The sequence below is a fragment of the Mitsuaria sp. WAJ17 genome, assembly GCF_014174515.1.
Lineage (GTDB): Bacteria > Pseudomonadota > Gammaproteobacteria > Burkholderiales > Burkholderiaceae_C > Roseateles_B.
The window spans coordinates 1-18,618 of record NZ_JACJUG010000035.1 but is presented as its reverse complement, the minus strand read 5'-3'; the positions used below and the strand labels follow the sequence as shown (position 1 = coordinate 18,618).

General features: G+C 68.3%; 21 protein-coding genes. 17 read left to right on the top strand and 4 right to left on the bottom strand.

The window, feature by feature from the left end; all coding sequences use genetic code 11:
• Positions 1-55 precede the first annotated feature (55 nt).
• Positions 56-538: a ParB N-terminal domain-containing protein gene (locus tag H5407_RS20850; RefSeq protein ID WP_183106428.1), complete on the top strand. Its 483-nt coding sequence runs from the start codon at positions 56-58 to the stop codon at positions 536-538.
• Between the two features lie 105 nt (positions 539-643).
• On the opposite strand, the gene H5407_RS20845 is transcribed toward H5407_RS20850, so the two are convergent.
• The 4 genes from H5407_RS20845 to H5407_RS20830 form a co-directional block, all read right to left on the bottom strand.
• Positions 644-856, bottom strand: a complete 213-nt coding sequence (locus H5407_RS20845; protein ID WP_183106427.1) for a hypothetical protein — start codon at positions 854-856, stop codon at positions 644-646.
• A gap of 149 nt (positions 857-1,005) precedes the next feature.
• Positions 1,006-1,494, bottom strand: coding sequence for a glycine zipper 2TM domain-containing protein (locus H5407_RS20840; RefSeq protein ID WP_183106426.1), 489 nt, complete (start codon positions 1,492-1,494; stop codon positions 1,006-1,008).
• Between the two features lie 146 nt (positions 1,495-1,640).
• Complete coding sequence (locus H5407_RS20835; protein ID WP_183106425.1) at positions 1,641-2,030, bottom strand: ankyrin repeat domain-containing protein; 390 nt, start codon at positions 2,028-2,030, stop codon at positions 1,641-1,643.
• 82 nt (positions 2,031-2,112) lie between these two features.
• Complete coding sequence (locus tag H5407_RS20830) at positions 2,113-2,670, bottom strand: HNH endonuclease (RefSeq protein WP_183106424.1); 558 nt, start codon at positions 2,668-2,670, stop codon at positions 2,113-2,115.
• Positions 2,671-3,059: 389 nt separating this feature from the next.
• On the opposite strand from H5407_RS20830, the gene H5407_RS20825 reads away from it, so the two are divergent.
• From H5407_RS20825 to H5407_RS20750, 16 genes are all read left to right on the top strand, one after another.
• Positions 3,060-3,827 carry a TetR/AcrR family transcriptional regulator gene (locus H5407_RS20825; protein WP_183106423.1) on the top strand — a complete coding sequence of 256 codons (768 nt, stop codon included), beginning with the start codon at positions 3,060-3,062 and terminating at the stop codon, positions 3,825-3,827.
• A gap of 32 nt (positions 3,828-3,859) precedes the next feature.
• Positions 3,860-5,650, top strand: a complete 1,791-nt coding sequence (locus tag H5407_RS20820) for an acyl-CoA dehydrogenase C-terminal domain-containing protein (RefSeq protein ID WP_183106422.1) — start codon at positions 3,860-3,862, stop codon at positions 5,648-5,650.
• Between the two features lie 119 nt (positions 5,651-5,769).
• Positions 5,770-6,210, top strand: coding sequence for a DUF2147 domain-containing protein (locus tag H5407_RS20815; RefSeq protein ID WP_183106421.1), 441 nt, complete (start codon positions 5,770-5,772; stop codon positions 6,208-6,210).
• Positions 6,211-6,276: 66 nt separating this feature from the next.
• Positions 6,277-8,673, top strand: a complete 2,397-nt coding sequence (locus H5407_RS20810; protein WP_183106420.1) for a 3-hydroxyacyl-CoA dehydrogenase/enoyl-CoA hydratase family protein — start codon at positions 6,277-6,279, stop codon at positions 8,671-8,673.
• 140 nt (positions 8,674-8,813) lie between these two features.
• A complete protein-coding gene (locus tag H5407_RS20805) occupies positions 8,814-9,323 on the top strand; it encodes a DUF4442 domain-containing protein (RefSeq protein ID WP_183106419.1) in 510 nt (169 codons plus the stop codon).
• Positions 9,324-9,335: 12 nt separating this feature from the next.
• Positions 9,336-10,580 (top strand): acetyl-CoA C-acyltransferase, encoded by a 1,245-nt coding sequence (locus tag H5407_RS20800; protein ID WP_183106418.1) that lies wholly within the window; start codon positions 9,336-9,338, stop codon positions 10,578-10,580.
• Between the two features lie 74 nt (positions 10,581-10,654).
• The gene (locus tag H5407_RS20795; RefSeq protein ID WP_183106417.1) at positions 10,655-11,512 is read left to right on the top strand and encodes an alpha/beta fold hydrolase; all 858 of its coding nucleotides are present in this window, start codon (positions 10,655-10,657) and stop codon (positions 11,510-11,512) included.
• A 2-nt stretch (positions 11,513-11,514) separates the two neighbouring features.
• Positions 11,515-12,075: a DUF1569 domain-containing protein gene (locus tag H5407_RS20790; protein ID WP_183106416.1), complete on the top strand. Its 561-nt coding sequence runs from the start codon at positions 11,515-11,517 to the stop codon at positions 12,073-12,075.
• 73 nt (positions 12,076-12,148) lie between these two features.
• Complete coding sequence (locus tag H5407_RS20785) at positions 12,149-12,913, top strand: enoyl-CoA hydratase (RefSeq protein ID WP_183106415.1); 765 nt, start codon at positions 12,149-12,151, stop codon at positions 12,911-12,913.
• The gene (locus H5407_RS20780) at positions 12,913-13,653 is read left to right on the top strand and encodes an SGNH/GDSL hydrolase family protein (protein WP_183106414.1); all 741 of its coding nucleotides are present in this window, start codon (positions 12,913-12,915) and stop codon (positions 13,651-13,653) included. Before H5407_RS20785 ends, H5407_RS20780 begins: the two co-directional genes overlap by 1 nt.
• Before the next feature lie 554 nt (positions 13,654-14,207).
• The gene (locus H5407_RS20775) at positions 14,208-14,588 is read left to right on the top strand and encodes a hypothetical protein (RefSeq protein WP_183106413.1); all 381 of its coding nucleotides are present in this window, start codon (positions 14,208-14,210) and stop codon (positions 14,586-14,588) included.
• A complete protein-coding gene (locus H5407_RS20770) occupies positions 14,585-15,004 on the top strand; it encodes a hypothetical protein (protein WP_183106412.1) in 420 nt (139 codons plus the stop codon). Before H5407_RS20775 ends, H5407_RS20770 begins: the two co-directional genes overlap by 4 nt.
• Positions 14,989-15,201, top strand: coding sequence for a 2OG-Fe(II) oxygenase (locus H5407_RS20765; protein WP_310737681.1), 213 nt, complete (start codon positions 14,989-14,991; stop codon positions 15,199-15,201). Before H5407_RS20770 ends, H5407_RS20765 begins: the two co-directional genes overlap by 16 nt.
• 43 nt (positions 15,202-15,244) lie before the next feature.
• A complete protein-coding gene (locus H5407_RS20760) occupies positions 15,245-15,679 on the top strand; it encodes a hypothetical protein (protein ID WP_183106410.1) in 435 nt (144 codons plus the stop codon).
• A gap of 4 nt (positions 15,680-15,683) precedes the next feature.
• A complete protein-coding gene (locus H5407_RS20755; RefSeq protein WP_183106409.1) occupies positions 15,684-16,259 on the top strand; it encodes a hypothetical protein in 576 nt (191 codons plus the stop codon).
• Between the two features lie 88 nt (positions 16,260-16,347).
• A complete protein-coding gene (locus tag H5407_RS20750) occupies positions 16,348-18,495 on the top strand; it encodes a peptidase domain-containing ABC transporter (RefSeq protein ID WP_310737682.1) in 2,148 nt (715 codons plus the stop codon).
• The last annotated feature ends 123 nt before the right edge of the window (positions 18,496-18,618 follow it).

Sequence of the window (18,618 nt, the reverse complement as noted above, 5' to 3'; positions counted from 1 at the left end):
CGATCCGCCGCCCCCTTGCGTCCCACACCGCTTCTTTGTCGAGTGAGCTGACACCATGACGGAGACAGTCCACCGCATCTTCGCACCGCCCGCCGAGGCGGCCGGCGACCTGGAGCAAGCCAATACCGACGCCGTGCGCAGTCAGGTGCGCTACCTCGTGGCCGTGCGCCCCATTGAGTTCTTCCGGCAATCGGAGATCATCGATCCGGCCCATGTGCAGGAACTGGCGAACCGCATATCGGCCCTGGGCCTGTGGACCTCGGCCCTGCCCGTGGAGGCTGGCAGCGGCTACGTGATGGACGGCAACCACCGCCTGGCGGCCGCGCGCCTGCTGGGCCTGCGCCGTTTGCCCTGCATCCCCCTGCAGTACGGGGACAAGCGCATCGACGTGCGCTGCTGGGCCTCGGGCCGCGGCTACTCCTACAGCGAGCTGATGGGCTTCGTGGAGAGCGAGGAGCTGCTGCCGTACAAGACCACGCGCCACGCCTTCATGCCCAATTTGCCGGAGACCGAGATCTCGGTGGGCCTGCTGCGCTGAGCGCTCGCTCTGGCACCGGCCAGGCCATCCCGGTCAGCAAAAAGGGCGCCCCACGGCGCCCTTGTGCTTTTGTGCCGCCGTCTGCGGCCTGTGCGTTCCCTGGCCTCAGTTGGCGGGGAGTTGGTCCAGCAACTCGGTGTCCACCAGCTCCAGCGGGGTCAGTTGGTCGAAGCCGGTACCCACCTCCAGCCATTCCGCCAGGGTGCTGTCCCGCACCTCCAGCCCGTCCAGAGAGGCCGGCAGCTCGTGCAGCTCCGGATGGCTGGAAGGGCGGACTTGGCAGGGGGCGAAGTAGAAGTCGAGGCTGAGGCTGGGCATGTCGGGGACTCGCGACGTTTGCTATGGGCCGAAGCATCGCCGCTCGCCGGCTTCGTGGCAGCCCCCCCTGAAGGGCGTCCCCGGGACGCGGGGGGCGGTCGTCATCCCCTTGGGCCGGGCGGTCTCAGTCCCTGAGCCTGCGGCTGGGTTCAGTGCGCGGGAGCGGGCTGGCTCACCACGGGGGCCCGGTTCACGCGCGTCTTGCCGCCGGTGGTGACCAGGATGACCGGGTCGCCGGGGACGAAGTTCTCCTGGCCCTTGGCCTGCACGACGGAGCGGCGCTCGCCATTGCGCAGCTGCACCAGGATCTCCAGGGCTTCCTCGCGGGTGGCGCTGCGCTCGATGGCGTTGCCGATCACGGCACCGGCCACGGCGCCCAGCACGCCCACGACCTGACCCTCGCGGCGGCCCCCCACCGAGGAACCGGCCACCGCACCCACCACGCCGCCGGTCACGGCGCCGGCGCCACTCTGGCTGCCGTCCACGGTGACGGGGCGCACGCTCAGCACGGTGGCGTCCACCACCTGGGACATGCGCTGTGCGTCATGGCGCGAGACGACGTCCGGGTTGCTGGTCGAGCAGGCGCCGAGCAGGCTGAGGGCGAGGACGCTGGCGCAAAGGGTGAAGGTCTTGTTCATGTCTTGGTTCTCCGGCAGAGGTCTTCCGCAGCAACGCAGCGCGGGCTGGCGCGTTGACTGCATGACGCAACTGTACCCAGCCGGAGGTGCCGCCGTTTGCTCGGGCGCCGGTGGCCTGTGTGCGTTCTGTGTACGTTCTGTGACGGCTAGCCGGGCCTGCGGCGTCGGAGCGGTGCCAGCGCGAGGGCCAGGGCTTCTTCGTAGACCGCGAGGCGGCCCGTTTCCTCGGCAATATCCTTGGGGGTCTGTCGGAACTCGGAGACGACGTCCCTCCTCGAGCCTGCGGCCATCAGCGCCGCAAGTGTCCTGGGCCCAGCCTGGCGCATGGCCACATGCAAGGGCGTCTCACCCATCTCCCCGATTGCGTTGACATCTGCTCCATGGGTGATGAGCGCACGGGCGGCGACTTCATTGCCACGCCACAGGTAGACATGAAGCGCCGTGTCGCCGGTCGTGTCTTTCGCATTGATGTCCATCCTGGGAGGCGGATCGGCGTCTGGAAAGAGGGTCTCGGCCGCATCCAGCAGGAGTTGCACCAGCGTCCGTTCTTCGTTTCCAGGGCCCATCGACGCATGCTACCTCCCGGCATTGGCGGCATGGCGGCTCGCGCCCGAGGACTCACCCATGCAAGCGACTGCTCCTCGGCACGCTCGCCAGCAGGAACTCCATCTGGTCGGCCAGGATGCGGCGGCCGCGCAGGATCATGTCCTCGTGCAGGCTGGGCACATAGGGCAGGTAGAGCAGGCTCATGCGGGCCTCCTCGGGCAGGCGGTCGGCCTTGCGGCCGTTGCAGCTGCGGCAGGCGGTGATGCAGTTCATCCAGCTGTCGCGCCCACCGCGGGAGCTGGGGACGATGTGCTCGCGGGTGAGGTCGTCCTCAGGGAAGGCGCGGCCGCAGTAGGCGCAGAGGTAGCGGTCACGGGCGAAGAGCTTGTGGTTGGAGAGGGCGGGCTCCTGGCGCCACGCCCTGGAGGGCACGGCCCCGCGCACGGCGATGATGGGGTGGACCTCGATGCGCGACTGCAGCCCCGTGCGGCGCTGCAGCCCGCCGCGCAGGACCTGGCAGGGCTCGCCCAGGGTCCAGGCGATGCCGTCATTCGCATAAATGGCGGCCGCGTCCCGGGTGGTGATCCAGGCCTGCGGTCGCCCCGAGACATCCAGTTGCAGAACATCCACAGCGCTGACCTCCAAGCCTGCAGCGTACTGCAGGTCCGCCGACGGACCAAGGCGCCAGGGCCGCTAGAGCCCGCATTCATGGGCACTGTGGGCTGGAGGCGATCTCGTCAAGCGCCTGTCATCCCTAGCGCGCAGACTGTCGGGTCCGCGCCTTGCCCCGCCCGGGTGCGACGGTCCGATGGTGCGACGGCCCTGGGCATGCGGCTTTCGCTGCTGCATTGCAGCAAATCTCAGGGTTCTCCCTTGGATCCAGTCGCCAAGCGTGCGCTTCTAGGCGAATGCCCCTAGAAAGCCCGGTGCGAGGCTTGTGCAGCACGCGGTCTTTTGGGCAAAAATAGAACGATCGTTCGTTTTATTATTGACGCCTCCAGCGCTCACGAAAGACCACCGTGCCCACCGCCTCCCCGGCTTCCCCGCCCGCCAGCAAGTCCGAGCCCCGGGCTCCGCGCCGCGCCGTCCGCTCCCTGCAAAAAGGGCAGCAGACGCGCGCCGCCATTCTGGAGGCGGCCCTAGGATTGGCCTCGCACATGGGGCTGGAGGGCCTGTCCATCGGCGCTCTGGCCGATGTGACCAAGATGAGCAAGTCGGGCGTCTTCGCCCACTTCGGCTCGCGCGAAGAACTGCAGATCGCCGTGGTGCGTGAGTATCACGCCAAATTCGAGGAAGAGGTCTTCTTCACGGCGATCCGTGAACCCCGGGGCCTGCCCCGCCTGCGCGCCTTGTACGAGCGCTGGGTGCGTCGCGTGTCGGTGGAGATCGACTCGGGCTGCATCTACATCTCCGGCGCCGTCGAGTTCGACGACCGTCCGGGCCCGGTGCGCGACGCCTTGGTCTCCATGGTCAAGGCCTGGCACGCGGCCCTGCACAAGGCCATCCTGCTGGCCAAGGAAGAAGGCCATCTGGCCCCTGATACCGATGCCCTGCAGATCCTCTTCGAGCTGCACGGCCTGATCCTCTCCCTTCACCACGATGCGCGCTTCATGCGCAGCCCCGGCGCCCTGGAGCGCGCCGGCAAGGGCTTCGAGCGCGTCATCGCCTCCTGCATCACCGCCGCCGGCCACGAGGTCGACCGAGGCGACGTGAAGCAGGGGGCTCAAGCCAATGCCCCCGAACCGGGGTCCAAGTCCCGCGGCGCTGCCACTCGCAAGCGCAGCTGATCTCTCACCACAAGTCCACCCAGGAGCCGAACATGCCTACCTACACCCCTCCCCTGCGCGACATGCAGTTCGTGATGCACGAGCTGCTGAATGTGGTTGACGAGCTCAAGATGCTCCCCGCCCACGCCGACATCGACGCCGACACCATCAACGCCGTGCTGGAAGAGGGCGGCAAGTTCTGCGCCGAGGTCATCGCCCCGCTGAACCTCAGCGGCGACGCCGAAGGCTGCAAGCTGGACAAGACCACGCACGAGGTCACTCCGCCCAAGGGCTTCAAGGAGGCCTACAAGCAGTACGTGGAAGGCGGCTGGCCCGCGCTGTCCTGCGACCCGGCCTATGGCGGCCAGGGCCTGCCGGTGCTGGTGAACCAGGGCATGTACGAGATGATGAACTCGGCCAACCAGGCCTGGACCATGTACCCCGGTCTGAGCCACGGCGCCTACGAGGCCCTGCATGCCCACGGCACACCCGAGCAGAAGTCCACCTACCTGACCAAGCTGACCAGCGGCGAGTGGACCGGCACCATGTGCCTGACCGAACCGCACTGCGGCACCGACCTCGGTCTGCTGCGCACCAAGGCCGAGCCCCAGGCTGACGGCACCTACAAGATCACCGGCGCCAAGATCTTCATCTCGGCCGGCGAGCACGACCTGGCCGAGAACATCGTCCACCTGGTGCTGGCCCGCCTGCCGGACGCCCCCGCCGGCTCCAAGGGCATCTCGCTGTTCATCGTGCCCAAGTTCCTGGTGAACGCCGACGGCACCCTGGGCGCACGCAATGGCATCTTCTGCGCCGGCCTGGAGCACAAGATGGGCATCCACGCCAACTCCACCTGCCAGATGGTGCTGGAAGGCGCCGTCGGCACCATGGTGGGCGAGCCCAACAAGGGCCTGGCCGCCATGTTCGTGATGATGAATGCCGCCCGCCTGGGCGTGGGCAACCAGTCCCTGGGCCTGACCGAGGTGGCCTATCAGAATGCCGCCGCCTACGCCAAGGACCGCATCCAGATGCGCGCCCTCTCGGGCCCCAAAGCACCGGACAAGGCCGCCGACCCCATCATCGTGCACCCCGACGTGCGCAAGATGCTGCTGACCGCCCGCGCCTATGCCGAAGGCGGCCGCGCGCTGTCGACCTACGTCGCCCTGCAGCTGGACAAGGCCCTGAGCTCGGATGACGAAGACGAGCGCAAGGAATGCGAGGCCGAGGTCGCTCTGCTGACCCCCATCATCAAGGCCTTCCTGACCGACAACGGCTGGATCGCCACCTCGCACTGCATGCAGGTCTTCGGCGGCCACGGCTTCATCCACGAGTGGGGCATGGAGCAGTTCGTGCGCGATGCGCGCATCAACATGATCTACGAGGGCACCAACACCATCCAGTCCCTGGATCTGCTGGGCCGCAAGGTGCTGGGCAACAACGGTGCCACGCTGAAGAAGTTCGGCAAGAAGATCGCCAGCTTCGTCGAAGAAGAGGGCACCAGCGAAGCCATGCAGGAGTTCATCAACCCGCTGGCCGACCTGGGCGACAAGGTCACCAAGCTGACCACCGAGATCGGCATGAAGGCCTTCCAGAACCCCGATGAAGTCGGCGCCGCCGCGGTGGACTACCTGCGCGTCGTGGGCCATCTGTGTTTCGCCTACTTCTTCGCCCGCTCGGCCAAGGTCGCGCTGGAGAAGCAAGGCAGTGGCGATCCCTTCTACACCGCCAAGCTGCACACCGCCCGCTTCTACTTCGCCAAGCTGCTGCCCGAGACGGCCTCGCTGATCCGCACCGCGCGTGCCGGCCTGCAACCGCTGATGGCCATGGACGAAGCCCTGTTCTGAAGACAGGGTCAATGAAGGACCTGGCATTGCAGAGCAGGAAAGGCTCTGCGATGCTGGCGCTCCCGAAGCCCCGCCTCGGAGAAGGTGGGGCCCTCACATAAAACACAGGAGACTCGCCCATGACACGTGCCCTTGCCACTTCCCTGATCGCCACTGCTCTGCTCGTCGCGCCCGCCTGGGCCCAGAGCTCGCCGGTGGGCTTGTGGAAGACCATCGATGACGACGGCAAGACCGAGAAGTCCCTCGTGCGCATCAGCGAAAGCAATGGCGTGCTGGTCGGCAACATCGAGAAGATCTTCGATCCCACGCACCAGGACTCCAAGTGCGATCTCTGCAAGGACGATCGCAAGGACAAGCCGGTGCTGGGCCTGCAGATCATCCGCGGCGTCAAGCATGACGCCGACGACAAGGCGCTGTGGACCGGTGGCGAGATCCTGGATCCCAACAACGGCAAGACCTACCGCACCCGGCTCAAGCCCATCGAAGGTGGCAAGAAGCTGGAGATGCGCGGCTACGTGGGCTTCTTCTACCGCACCCAGGTCTGGGTCCGCGTCGAGTAAGGCCTCAAGCGGACGCGGCCTTTTGAAGGCGGCGTCCTCCCCCTGAATTGAAAGAGGAGTAATTCCGTGAGTCGATTCCAAGTTCGCAAAGTCGCCGTGCTCGGCGCTGGCGTCATGGGCGCGCAGATCGCCGCGCACCTGGTCAACGTCAAGGTGCCCGTGGTGCTGTTCGACCTGCCGGCCAAGGAAGGCCCCAAGAACGGCATCGTCACCAAGGCCGTCGAAGGTCTGAAGAAGCTCAAGCCCGCCCCGCTGGGTGTGCCCGAGGACGCCGCGCTGATCCAGCAGGCCAATTACGAAGAGCACCTGGAACTGCTCAAGGACTGCGACCTCATCATCGAGGCCATCGCCGAGCGCATGGACTGGAAGCTGGATCTCTACACCAAGATCGCTCCCTTCATCGCACCGCACGCCATCGTGGCCTCCAACACCTCGGGCCTGAGCATCACCAAGCTCTCCGAAGTGCTGCCCGAAGAGATCAAGCCGCGCTTCTGTGGCATCCACTTCTTCAACCCGCCGCGCTACATGTACCTGGTGGAGCTGATCAACACCCCGACGACCCGTCCGGAAGTGATCGATCAGCTCGAGGGCTTTGTGACCACCGCCGTGGGCAAGGGCGTCGTGCGTGCCAATGACACGCCCAACTTCGTGGCCAACCGCGTCGGCATCGCCGGCATGATGGCCACCATGATCGAGGCCGAGAAGTTCGGCCTGTCGGTCGATGTGGTGGACGACCTGACCGGCAAGAAGCTGGGCCGCGCCAGCTCCGGCACCTTCCGCACCGCCGACGTCGTGGGCCTGGACACCATGGCCCACGTCGTCAAGACCATGCAGGACAACCTGAAGGACGACCCCTTCTTCTCGACCTACGCCACGCCCAAGGTGCTGGCCGGCCTGATCGAGAAGGGCGCCCTGGGCCAGAAGTCCGGCGCCGGTTTCTACAAGAAGGTGGGCAAGGACATCCAGCGTCTCGATTTCGCCACCGGCGAGTATGTGGCTGGCGGCAAGAAGGCCGATGAGATCGTCGCCCGCATGCTGAAGAAGCCCGCGGCCGATCGCATCAAGCTGCTGCGCGAATCGAGCAACCCGCAGGCCCAGTTCCTGTGGTCCATCCTGCGTGACAGCTTCCACTACGTGGCCGTGCACCTGGCCACCGTGGCCGACACCGCTCGCGAGATCGACTTCGCCATGCGCTGGGGCTTCGGCAGCAGCCAAGGCCCCTTCGAGCTGTGGCAGGCCGCCGGCTGGACGCAGGTCGCCCAGTGGGTTAAGGAAGACATCGAGGCCGGCAAGACCCTGGCCAGCGCCCCGCTGCCCGCCTGGGTGTTCGAAGGCCCCGTGGCCGAGAACGGCGGCGTGCACAGCGCCAACGGCTCCTGGAGCGCCGCCGAAGGCAAGTTCAAGCCCCGCGCCAAGCTGCCGGTGTACGAGCGCCAGGCATTCCCCGAGTCCCTGGTGGGCGAGGGCGCTGTTGAGCCGCTGAAGGCCGGCACGGAAGAGTTCAAGAACGAGGAAGTGCGCGTCTGGAGCCTGGACGGCGAGGTGCTGATCGCCTCCATCACCGCCAAGCTGCACCTGATCAGCCCGACCGTGACCGAGGGCCTGCTCAAGGCCGTCGAGATTGCCGAGGCCAAGTACAAGGGCCTGGTGATCTGGTCGCCGGACGACGTGTTCTCCGCCGGTGCCAACCTCGAGTCTCTGATGCCCGTCTTCATGACCAAGGGCGCCAAGGGCATCGCCCCGGAAGAGAAGAAGCTGCAGGACATGATGCTGCGCGTGCGCTATGCGCAGGTGCCCGTGGTCGCCGCGATGCGCGGCCTGGCCCTGGGCGGCGGCTGCGAGTTGGCCGTGCATTGCGCCCGCCGCGTGGCGCACATGGAGTCGTATGTCGGTCTGGTGGAAGTCGGCGTGGGCCTGATCCCCGGCGGCGGCGGCCTGACCTACATCGCCCGCCGTGCCGCCGAGATGGCGGCCGCCGGCAACTCCGGTGCTGACATTTTCGCTTTCCTGAAGGACGGTTTCACCACCGCCGCCACCGCCAAGGTCGCCACCTCGGCCGTGGAAGCGCGCAAGAACGGCTTCCTGCTGGACTCCGATCTGATCGTCCCGAACAAGGACGAGCTGCTCTTCGTGGCCAGCGCCCAGGTCAAGGCCCTGGCCGATTCCGGCTACCGCGCTCCGATGAAGGCCCGCATCCCGGTGGCCGGCCGCTCCGGCATCGCCACCATCAAGGGCCAACTGGCCAATATGCGTGACGGCGCCTTCATCAGCGACCACGACTACCACCTGGCCAGCCTGATCGCCGACGTGGTCTGCGGTGGCGAAGTGGAAGCCGGCACCGTGGTCGATGAGGAATACCTGATGACCCTGGAGCGCAAGCACTTCTGCAGCCTGCTGGAGAACCCCAAGACGCAGGAACGCATCATGGGCATGCTCCAAACCGGCAAGCCCGTGAGGAATTGAGGGCTACTGCGCGAACCCATGGCGTCGTTGCAGCCCACGAACAATCCTCACGACCAGGAAGGTCGCTCCGGTTGTTCGCGGGCACCCGCGCCTAGCCCTGGGTCCGCTCGCTACGCCCCGAAAGAGCCCGAATACGTCCTATGACTGCTGCCAACCGCCTCGCCCGCACCCTGTCCAAGCTGGACGCGCTGCCCGCCGCCCTGCGCCCTCTGGCGCGCAATGCGGTGCTGCGCCGGGCCGTGCCCTTCACCGGCACGGCCAGGCTGGACTTCCTGCGGCTGGAGCCGGCAGTGGCGGAGATCGCCATTGCCAACCGCCGCCCGGTGCAGAACCACATCGGCGGCGTGCATGCCGCCGCCATGAGTCTGCTGGCCGAGACGGCCACGGGCATGGTGGTGGGCATGAACGTGCGCGACGACTGCCTGCCGCTTTGCAAGTCCATGCACCTGGCCTTCAAGAAGCGAGCGACGGGCGGCCTCCGCGCCCGGGCCGTGCTGACCGAGCAGCAGCGCCAGCTGATGCAGGCCGAGCCCAAGGGCGAGGTGAGCGTGCAGGTGACGGTGACCGACGAGGCCGGGCTGAACCCGGTGGAATGTGAATTTGTCTGGGCCTGGGTTCCCAAGAACGCCCCAGCGCCCGCCAAGAACTGAAAGGTTGAAATCATGGCCAAGCAAGTGCAAGAAGCCTACATCTGCGCCGCCACGCGCCTGCCCATCGGCAAGTCCGGCCGCGGCTACTACAAGAACACCCGTCCGGACGAGATGCTGGTGCGCGCCATGCAGGCCGCCCTGGCCCAGGTGCCGGGCCTGGACCCGGCCGCCATCGAAGACGCCATCGTGGGCTGCTCCTTCCCCGAAGGCGAGCAGGGCATGAACATCGCCCGCGTCGGCGCCGTGCTGGCCGGCCTGCCCAATTCCGTGGGCGGCGTGACGGTCAACCGCTACTGCGCCTCGGGCATCACCGCCCTGCAGATGGCCGCCGACCGCATCCGCGTGGGTGAGGCCGAGGTGATGATCGCCGCCGGTGTCGAGTCCATGTCCATGGTCCCGATGGGCGGCAACAAGCCCTCGCTGTCCCCCGCCATCTTCGAGCGCGATGCCAACATCGGCATCGCCTACGGCATGGGCCTGACCGCCGAGAAGGTCGCCCAGCAGTGGAAGGTCAGCCGCGAAGACCAGGATGCCTTTGCGCTGGAGTCCCACCGCCGCGCCCTGGCCGCCATTGAGGCCGGCCACTTCAAGGCCGAGATGACGCCCTTCGAGATCCTCGAGCGCATCCCCGATCTGGCCACCGGCGAGATCACGTTGAAGAAGCGCACCGTCGATATCGACGAAGGCCCCCGCAAGGACACCTCGCTGGAAGGCCTGGCCAAGCTCAAGCCCGTGTTCGCTGCACCCAAGGACCCCACGGGCAAGGCCACCGGCATGGGCAGCGTCACCGCCGGCAACAGCTCGCAGACCTCCGACGGCGCCGGCGCCCTGATCGTGGCTTCTGAGGCCGCCGTCAAGCGCTTCGGCCTGACCCCGCTGGCCCGCTTCGTGTCCTTCACCGTGCGTGGCGTGCCGCCCGAGATCATGGGCATCGGCCCCATCGAGGCCATTCCCGCCGCCCTGAAGCTGGCTGGCATCTCGGCCGCTGACCTGGACTGGGTCGAGCTGAACGAGGCCTTCGCCGCCCAGTCCCTGGCCGTGCTGAACGACCTGGACAGCAAGGGCATCGTGCTGGACCGCGCCAAGGTCAACCCCAATGGCGGCGCCATCGCCCTGGGCCACCCGCTGGGCGCCACCGGTGCCATCCGCGCGGCTTCCGTCATCCACGGCCTGCGCCGCACCGGCGGCAAGTACGGCATGGTGACCATGTGCGTGGGCGCTGGCCAGGGTGCTGCCGGCATCCTGGAACGCCTGTGACCTACTGCTGAGAACGCGGCCTGCGGGCCGCGTTTTTCATTGCAGGCCCGCATCTGTCGTGAGAGGAGTTCCCCATGCTGCACTTCAAGGCCCGCGACGGCTTCCCGCTGAGCGGCCATCTCTACGGCGACCCCGCCACCGCCCGCGCCGGGCTGCTGATCGCACCGGCCATGGGCGTGGAGCAGCGCTACTACGCCGACTTCGCCCACTGGATGGCGGCGCAGGGCTGGCTGGTGATGAGCTTCGACTACCGCGGCATGGGTGCTTCACGCCCGGCCGAGATGCGGCATTCGCTCAAGGGCCTGGACGCGGACATCCGCACCTGGGCCGAGCAGGATTCGGCCGGCGCGGTGGACGAGCTCTCGCGCCTGCTGGGCCCCGACCGCCCGCTGCACTGGCTGGGCCACAGCCTGGGCGGGCAGATCCTGGGGCTGCTGCCCAACCGCGAACGCATCGCCAAGGCGGTGACCGTGGGCACGGGCAGCGGCTACTGGCGCGAAAACTCGGCAGGCCTGCGCCGCTACGTCTGGTGGCTCTGGTACGTGGTGGTGCCGCTGAGCCTGCCGCTCTTCGGCTACTTCCCTGGCCGTCGCCTGCGCAAGGTGGGCGACCTTCCACGCGGCGTGATGGCGCAGTGGCGGCGCTGGTGCCTGGACCGCGACTATCTGATGGGCGAGGGCGGTGCCGCGCTGCGCCAGCAGTACGCGGCGCTGAAGCTGCCCATGCTGTCGCTGTCCTTCACCGACGACGAGTTCATGTCCCGCCGCAACACCGAGAGCCTGCACAGCTTCTACGCTGGCGCCCAGCCCGAACTGCAGCGCATCGCCCCGAAGGACGTGGGTGAGCGCCGCATCGGCCACTTCGGCTTCTTTCGCTCGCGCTTCGAGGCCAAGCTCTGGCCCCGGGTGAGCCTGTGGCTGCAGGGGAGCTGAACGTGAACGCAAGACTTGACCCCATGGAACCCAGCGAGCCTTCCCGCCGCCTTGTGCTGGGCGCGACGCTGCTCGCAGGCACCGGCATCCTGAGCGGCTGCGAAGGCCAACTGCCCGAGGGCTTCCAGAGCTGGACAGAGGCCCAGAAGGCCGTACTGGATCTGCGTTTCCATGCCCGCAAGCACGAGGGCGCCTGGACGGTGCCCCAGCTGCTGGAGCACCTGGCCCAGAGCATCGAATACGCCATGAGCGGCTACCCGCAGGCGAAGCCGGCCTGGTTCCAGTCCACTCTGGGCAAGACGGCCTTCGCGCTCTTCGACGCCCGCGGGAAGATGAGCCATGACCGCGACGAGCCCATCCCCGGCGCACCGGCCCTTGACGCCGAGGCCACGCTCAAGCACGCCGTGCAGCGCCTGCTCGATGCCATGGACGCCTTCGCCGCCTGGACCGGCCCGCTGAAGCCGCATTTCGCCTACGGGCCGCTCAGCAAACCCGAGTACCAGCGGGCCCACCTGATGCACCTCGCCCACCACTGGGAGCGGCTGCAGCCCGCCGCCGCCTGACCCTCAGACATGCCAGGGCAGCGCACGGCTCTGGCATCATCCGCCCCCAAGAAGTTTGCCTGGAGAGATAGCCGTGACCATCAAGACCGCCACCGTCAACGGCGTGCTGACCCTCGAGATCGCACGCCCCGAGAAGAAGAACGCCCTGACCCGCGCCATGTACCAGGCCATGGCCGACGCCCTGATCGCCGCCAATGGCGACAAGGCTGTGCGCGCCGTGCTGATCCAGGGCCAGCCCCAGATCTTCACCTCGGGCAATGACATCGAGGACTTCATGGGCAGCCCGCCGCGGGACGAGAACGCGCCGGTCTTCCAGTTCATGCGCGCCCTGCTGGGCAGCGAGAAGCCGGTGATCGCGGCCGTGAACGGCGCCGCCATCGGCATCGGCACCACGCTGCTGCTGCACTGCGATTTCGTCTACGTGGCCGATGACGCCCGCCTGGCCATGCCCTTCGTGAGCCTGGGCCTGGTGCCGGAGTTTGGCTCCAGCCTGGTCGTGCCGCGCCTCATGGGCCATGTGAAGGCGGCCGAGAAGCTGCTGCTGGGCGACCCCTTCACCGGCGCTGACGCGGTGGAATGCGGCATCGCCAATGCCGTGCTGCCGGCCGGCGAGGTGGTCAATCAGGCCCGCCGCGTGGCTGAGCGCTTCAACAGCCTGGCGCCCAGCGCCGTGCGCGAGAGCAAGCGCTTGATGCGCCGCCACAGCGTCGAGCAGTTGCAGGAAGCCATCAAGACCGAGGCCGAGATCTTCGGCGCCCGCCTGCGCTCGCCCGAGGCCACTGAAGCCTTCCAGGCCTTCTTCCAGAAGCGCCAGCCCGACTTCTCCCAGTTCGACTGATGCTGGGCCCGGCCAAGCTGCTGCTGGCGCCGGTGCTGCTGTGGCAGGGTCGGCAGGTGCGCAAGCGCGCCCTGCAGCTGCCCGAGGCCGCCGGCGCAAGGGTCGGGCAGGTCGGGCAGGGCGAGTTGAAACTGCGCCTGCTGATCGTCGGGGACTCCTCCGGCGCCGGCGTTGGCGCGCCCACGCAAGACCTGGCCCTCGCGGGGCGGCTCGCGGCGCATCTCTCCCTGGCCCTGGACGGTCGTGTGCACTGGCAGCTGGTGGCTCGCACCGGCCATGACAGCGCGGACGCCCGCCGACACCTGGCCGAATCCGAGCTTCAGCCCGCTGATGTGCTGGTGACGGCCCTGGGCGTCAACGACGTCGTCGGCCAGCGCCGCGCCACGCACTGCCTGCAAGACCTGGACGCCATCCACGAGATGGCCCGGCAGCGCTGCGGTGTGCGCTACAGCCTGCACAGCGCCGTGCCGCCCATGCATGCCTTCCCGCTGCTGCCCCAACCCCTGCGCTGGATGCTGGGGGCGCAGTCGCAGCGCCTGAACCGGCGCCTGGCCCGCCACCTGATCGGCCGGCGCGACCGCGGCCTGCAGTCCCTGCCCGCGCATCTGCACGGCGCCGCCGCCGCCCAGCACATGGCCGAGGACGGTTTTCATCCGGGGCCGGCAGGCTACGAGGTCTGGGCGCAGGCCCTGAGCCAGCGGCTGCTCCGGGAACGCCGAGCGTGGTCACCTGAGGACTGACGTCGCCCCCGTGGCTGCACGTGCCCGGTTGGGGCGCCCTGCCGACCGCTATGCGCACGCTGCCCTTGCTCAAGGGCGCCCATCTCTTGACAATTGCCAACCCAGCCAGCCAATGGCCGTCCCGCTTCTTCTGATGCGCTCCAGGACGCCACCTCTGCCAGCCAGCCGTCCCACTGCAAGGCATTCGCGGTCCGCGCGATGCCCGAGACTCCCCCATGCTGGCCTGATCCATTCCTCCTGCCTGAATCCGGCCCTGCGCCCTGTCGTGGCGGCGGTCTCCTTGGTCATTGAACCGTGCCGCTGTGGCACGTGCAGCGTCGAGGCCCTGCGGCCGGTGCCTGCCTGTGTCCCTTGCATTGAACTTGCCCTCCCAGCGTCTTGGAACCTGTTGCCTACCGTCCTGAAGCAGTGGCCCATCGATCCGGTGCCACGGGCGATCTTCGCCTGCCCCAGCCCTTGTCCCGGCGGTGGCTGCTGCTCATCGTGCTGCTCCCCTGGAGCGCATTGGCGGCGGTGCTGGGGGGCTGCGGATCCCGGTGGTGCTGGAGTCGTCCGTGTACCAGTCCGGCCTGCTGGCGGACGGTCAGGGCGTCGTGGCCCTGCGGCTGCCGGTCGCCGAGGCGGGGGGCGTTGCGGTGGGTGATCTGGCCCGGGTCGCTGGTGTCGAGGGCGGCTCGCTTCGGAAGGTGGGCGAGGGACGGGTGATCCACCGGGGCGCCGTCCGGCGCGGGAGCGGGGGCCACGCGGCCTGTGACGGGCTGGCCGAGGGCCAGGCGCCGGGAGACGCGCAATGCGTCGTGATCGCCCTGATGGCGGGCCGTGTGCCGGGCGACCCTTCGGGGTGCGCGGCGCACCCGCCCTGGTCGAAGCTCCGGGTGGAGATGCCGGGGCAGGCCATGAATGTCCTTGATCTGCTGAAGAGAAAGCTGCGATGAATGCCAGGGATCCCCAAGTGCCCGTCCTGCCCCAGGGCGACGAGCTGTCCATCCAGCGCCATGACGACCTGTTCGAGGCGGCCCAGATCGACGCGGTGCAGACCTTCTTCGAGGAAGAGGTGCGCTGGACCTATGGCTGGCGTTCGGTGAATGGCGTGAATTCGCTCTCGCACTGGAACCATGATTTCCTGAAGACCCGCAAGAACAACCAGCAGGACCAGACGCAGCGGCTGGCCGCCGACCCGGCCCTGCAGGCCGTGGCGGCTCTCTGGGACACGGTGCAGCGCCGCTGCCTGCCCGGCCATGCGCTGCTGTGCTGCTGCGCTGCTACGCCAACGCCCACACCTACGGCGTGGAGGGCTACCCGCATGTGGACTCCCCGGCGCCGGGCCAGAAGACGGTGGTCATCTACCTGAACCCGCGCTGGCAGCCGGACTGGGCCGGCGAGACGGTCTTCTTCAATGCCGAGGGGGACATCGTCCATGCCGTCCTGCCGCGGCCAGGGCGGGCGGTGATCTTCGATGGATCCATCCTGCACGCGGCGCTCGGGGTCTCGCGGATCTGCACCGCGGCGCGTGTGACCCTCATGTTCAAGGCGGGACGGTCATCGTGACCGATCCGCGGACTTCATCCATTCACTACAGGGAGGACTGACGATGAGCAGTGAAAACAAGAGGCATTCGACGTACTGGGGCATGCAGGAGCTGAGTTTCGACGACACGCGATACATCAGCGGTGGCGACTGCGAGGACGGCGACGAGGTGACGCCGTGCCTGCCGAAGGTCACGATCAATGGGTCCAGAACCTACCAGGTCGAGTTCAGCAGCAACTTCCTGCCGCTGGGCTACTTCTTCCTGACCAGCGGGGGCGGTGGCGGCGGCTCCTCGGCCGCCGGGGACGGTGGCGTGCGCGACCTGCCGCAGCCCAAGAAGAAGGAGATCTGCGATGCCGTGGCGGACGAGACCGTCGCCGAGGTCAACCGGGCCAAGAAGGACGGCCGGATTCCCTTCGTGGCCCGGGGCTTCATCCCGAGCGACGAGGAGATTCGCAAGGAGGCCTTCCGTGTGTGCATGAAGGGCCTGGGAGGCTGATGCCATGCGGAACGTGACTCCATTCAAGGGCTGGCGCTCCGTCGGCCTGATGCTGGTCGGCTGGCTGCTGGTCTGCCTGGCCGGCTGCGGGCCTCGCACACCCGCCCCGCTGGGGCAGGCGCTGCCCGTGTCGGCGTCCCTGGCCGGCCTGTGGCGGGTGCAGGCGGATGACGTGGGCGGCATCCGCGCGCAGGTGCTGAACGTCGAGGTCAGCAACGGCGAATTCGCGACCCTGCAATGGCAGCCCGAGGCCGCCGAGGGCCTGCCTTCCGTGCGGTCCTACGTCCGGCAGGTGGGCGCGCAGCAGCTGCTGTTTGTCGAGACCGGCGATGCGCAGAACGGCTACTACTTCGCGGCGCTGACGTCGGTGAGCGACCACGAGATCGTGCTGACCGCCCCCAACGAGAAGCGCCTGAAGAAGGCCTCGAAGGCCCTGGGTGGCCAGCTGAAGTACCAGTCCCACTGGCTCCACCGGGAGGCCCAGCTCGACAGCGGGCTGCTGGAGAAGATCCTCGAGCAGAAGTCCGGCGAGCTGTTCACCGACGGCATCCGCATTCGCCTGCAGAAGGTGGTCCGCTGATCCTCGGGAGGCCGGTGGGGCGGGGGATCGAACCCCGCCCGCGCCGTCCTGTTCCCTGCGCTTTCCACGGGCGATTTCCTTGAAGCATGTGTTCCAGTCAGAGACCGGGGAGTGCGGTCTCGCCTGCCTCGCCACGGTCGCGAGTCATCACGGGATGGCCCTGGGCCTGCTCCTGCTGCGTCAGCTTGCCGGCGGGCATTCTCGGGGCCTGACCATGGCCACGCTCATCACGGTGTCCGCCGGAATCGGCCTCTCCAGCCGGCCGCTGCGCGTGCCGCTGGAGGCGCTGGACAGGCTGCGCATGCCCTGCATCCTGCACTGGGACCTGAGCCACTTCGTCGTGCTGCTGAAGGTCTCCCGGACGTTCCGGGGCGAGCGCGTGGCCACGATCTTCGATCCGGCGGTCGGACTGCGCCGCCTGAGCCTGGCGGCGCTGTCGCCGCATTTCTCGGGCATGGCGCTGGAGCTGTGGCCCGGCGAGTCCTTCCAGCGAGGCGGCCAGGCGGCGCGTCCGCCCTCGGTGCTCGCGCTGCTGGGGCCGGTGGCCGGTGCGTGGGGCGCCGTCGGGCAGCTGCTGTTCCTGACGCTGATCCTGGAACTGCTGGCGCTGGGGTCCCCGCTGTTCAGCAAGTTCGTCATCGACGACGTCATCGGCGGCCATGCGACGGAGCTCCTGCTGCCGCTCACGGCCTGCTTTGCCGCGCTGCTGCTGACACAGACCGCCACCAGCCTGCTGCGGGGCTGGCTGCTGATGCGCTGGAGCCAGGAGCTGTCCCTGGGCTGGATGAGCCGGATCCTGAATTACCTGGTCCGGCTGCCGATGCGCTTCTTCGATGCGCGGGGCTCCGGCGAGGTGCTCAGCCGGCTCGGCAGCGCCGGGACCATCCAGTCGGTGCTGACCGGCATCGCGCTGGGCTCCCTGTTCGATGTGGTCGTGCTCGCGGCGGCGTTCGCGATGATGATCGGCCTGAGCCCCTCGCTGTCGGTCGTCGTCGTCGTCCCCATCCTGCTGCACCTGGCGCTCAAGGCGCTGACCTACCCCTATTTCGAGGCCGCCGCGCGCGAGCGGCTGATGCTGGCCAGCCGCGAGAGCCAGTTCCTTCTGGAGATCGTCCGCTCGATGATGCCCATAAAGCTGTTCTCCCGGGAGGCGGACCGCATCTCCCGCTGGCAGAACCTGCGCCAGACGGTGCAGAACCGGGACCTCCGGACCGAGAACTTCACGCTCGTCTATCACGGCGGCGTCGTGCTGATCTTCGGCGTGCAGGGCCTGTTCATCTTCTACTTCGGCGCGACGTCCGTGCTGGCCGGGCAGATGACGCTGGGCTTCCTCATGGCCTTCTCCGCCTACGCGGCCACCTTCGGCAACCGCCTGGTGGCGGTGATCGACGCCATCCTGGGCTTTCGCATGCTGGCCGTGCATGGCGAGCGCCTGTCCGACATCCTGTTGGAGGCGCCCGAACCGGGGCCGGCCACGCGGGCTGCCCTGGCGCCGCTGGCGAGCCTCCAGCTGCAAGGCGTCGGCTACCGGTATGCGCGGGACGGGCAGCCGGTGCTGCGCGATCTCGACCTGGTGCTGGCGCCGAAGCAGTGCATCGGCCTCAAGGGCGCGAGCGGTGCGGGCAAGTCCACGCTGGCCCGGCTGATGCTCGGGCTGGTGCGACCCACCGACGGCGTCATCCGTCTGAACGACGTCGTCATGGACGAGGGCATGGCCCGGGCCTGGCGCACGCAGGTCGCCGCGGTCACGCAGGACGACACGCTGCTGGCCGGCACGCTCCAGGAGAACATCGCCTTCTTCGATGCCGACGTGGACGCCGCGCGTGTCGAGTGGGCCGCGCGGATGGCGGCCCTCCATGACGACATCGTCCGGATGCCCATGGGCTACCGGACCGTGATCGGCGAGTCGGCGCGCACGCTGTCCGGCGGGCAGCGGCAGCGCCTGCTCATCGCGCGGGCGCTGTACAAGCGCGCGGACATCCTGATCCTGCACGAGGCCACCAGCCACCTGGACGTGGACACCGAGCTGGAGATCATGGCGAGGATCCGTGCCTTGCCATGCTGCGTCGTGGTGATCACGCACCGGCCGCAGGTGCTGGCGCTGCTGGAGACCTGCTACGAGCTGCGCGACGGCGCCTTGCGCCCCTGGCCGGCTGCCGAGCCTGCCGGGCCGCCGGCCCGCGCCCTCGACATGCCGCCACGGCCGAGGGTGCCACTGCAGGCGGCCGGGTGCTGAGCCATGAAGACATCTGGATTCCCGGAACCCGTCCGCCGCCCGCCGGCACGCGCGCTGCGGGCCGTCCTGGCCGGTGGCGTGGCGCTGCTGGCCCTGCTGCTGGCCCTGCTGCTGGCGCCAGCG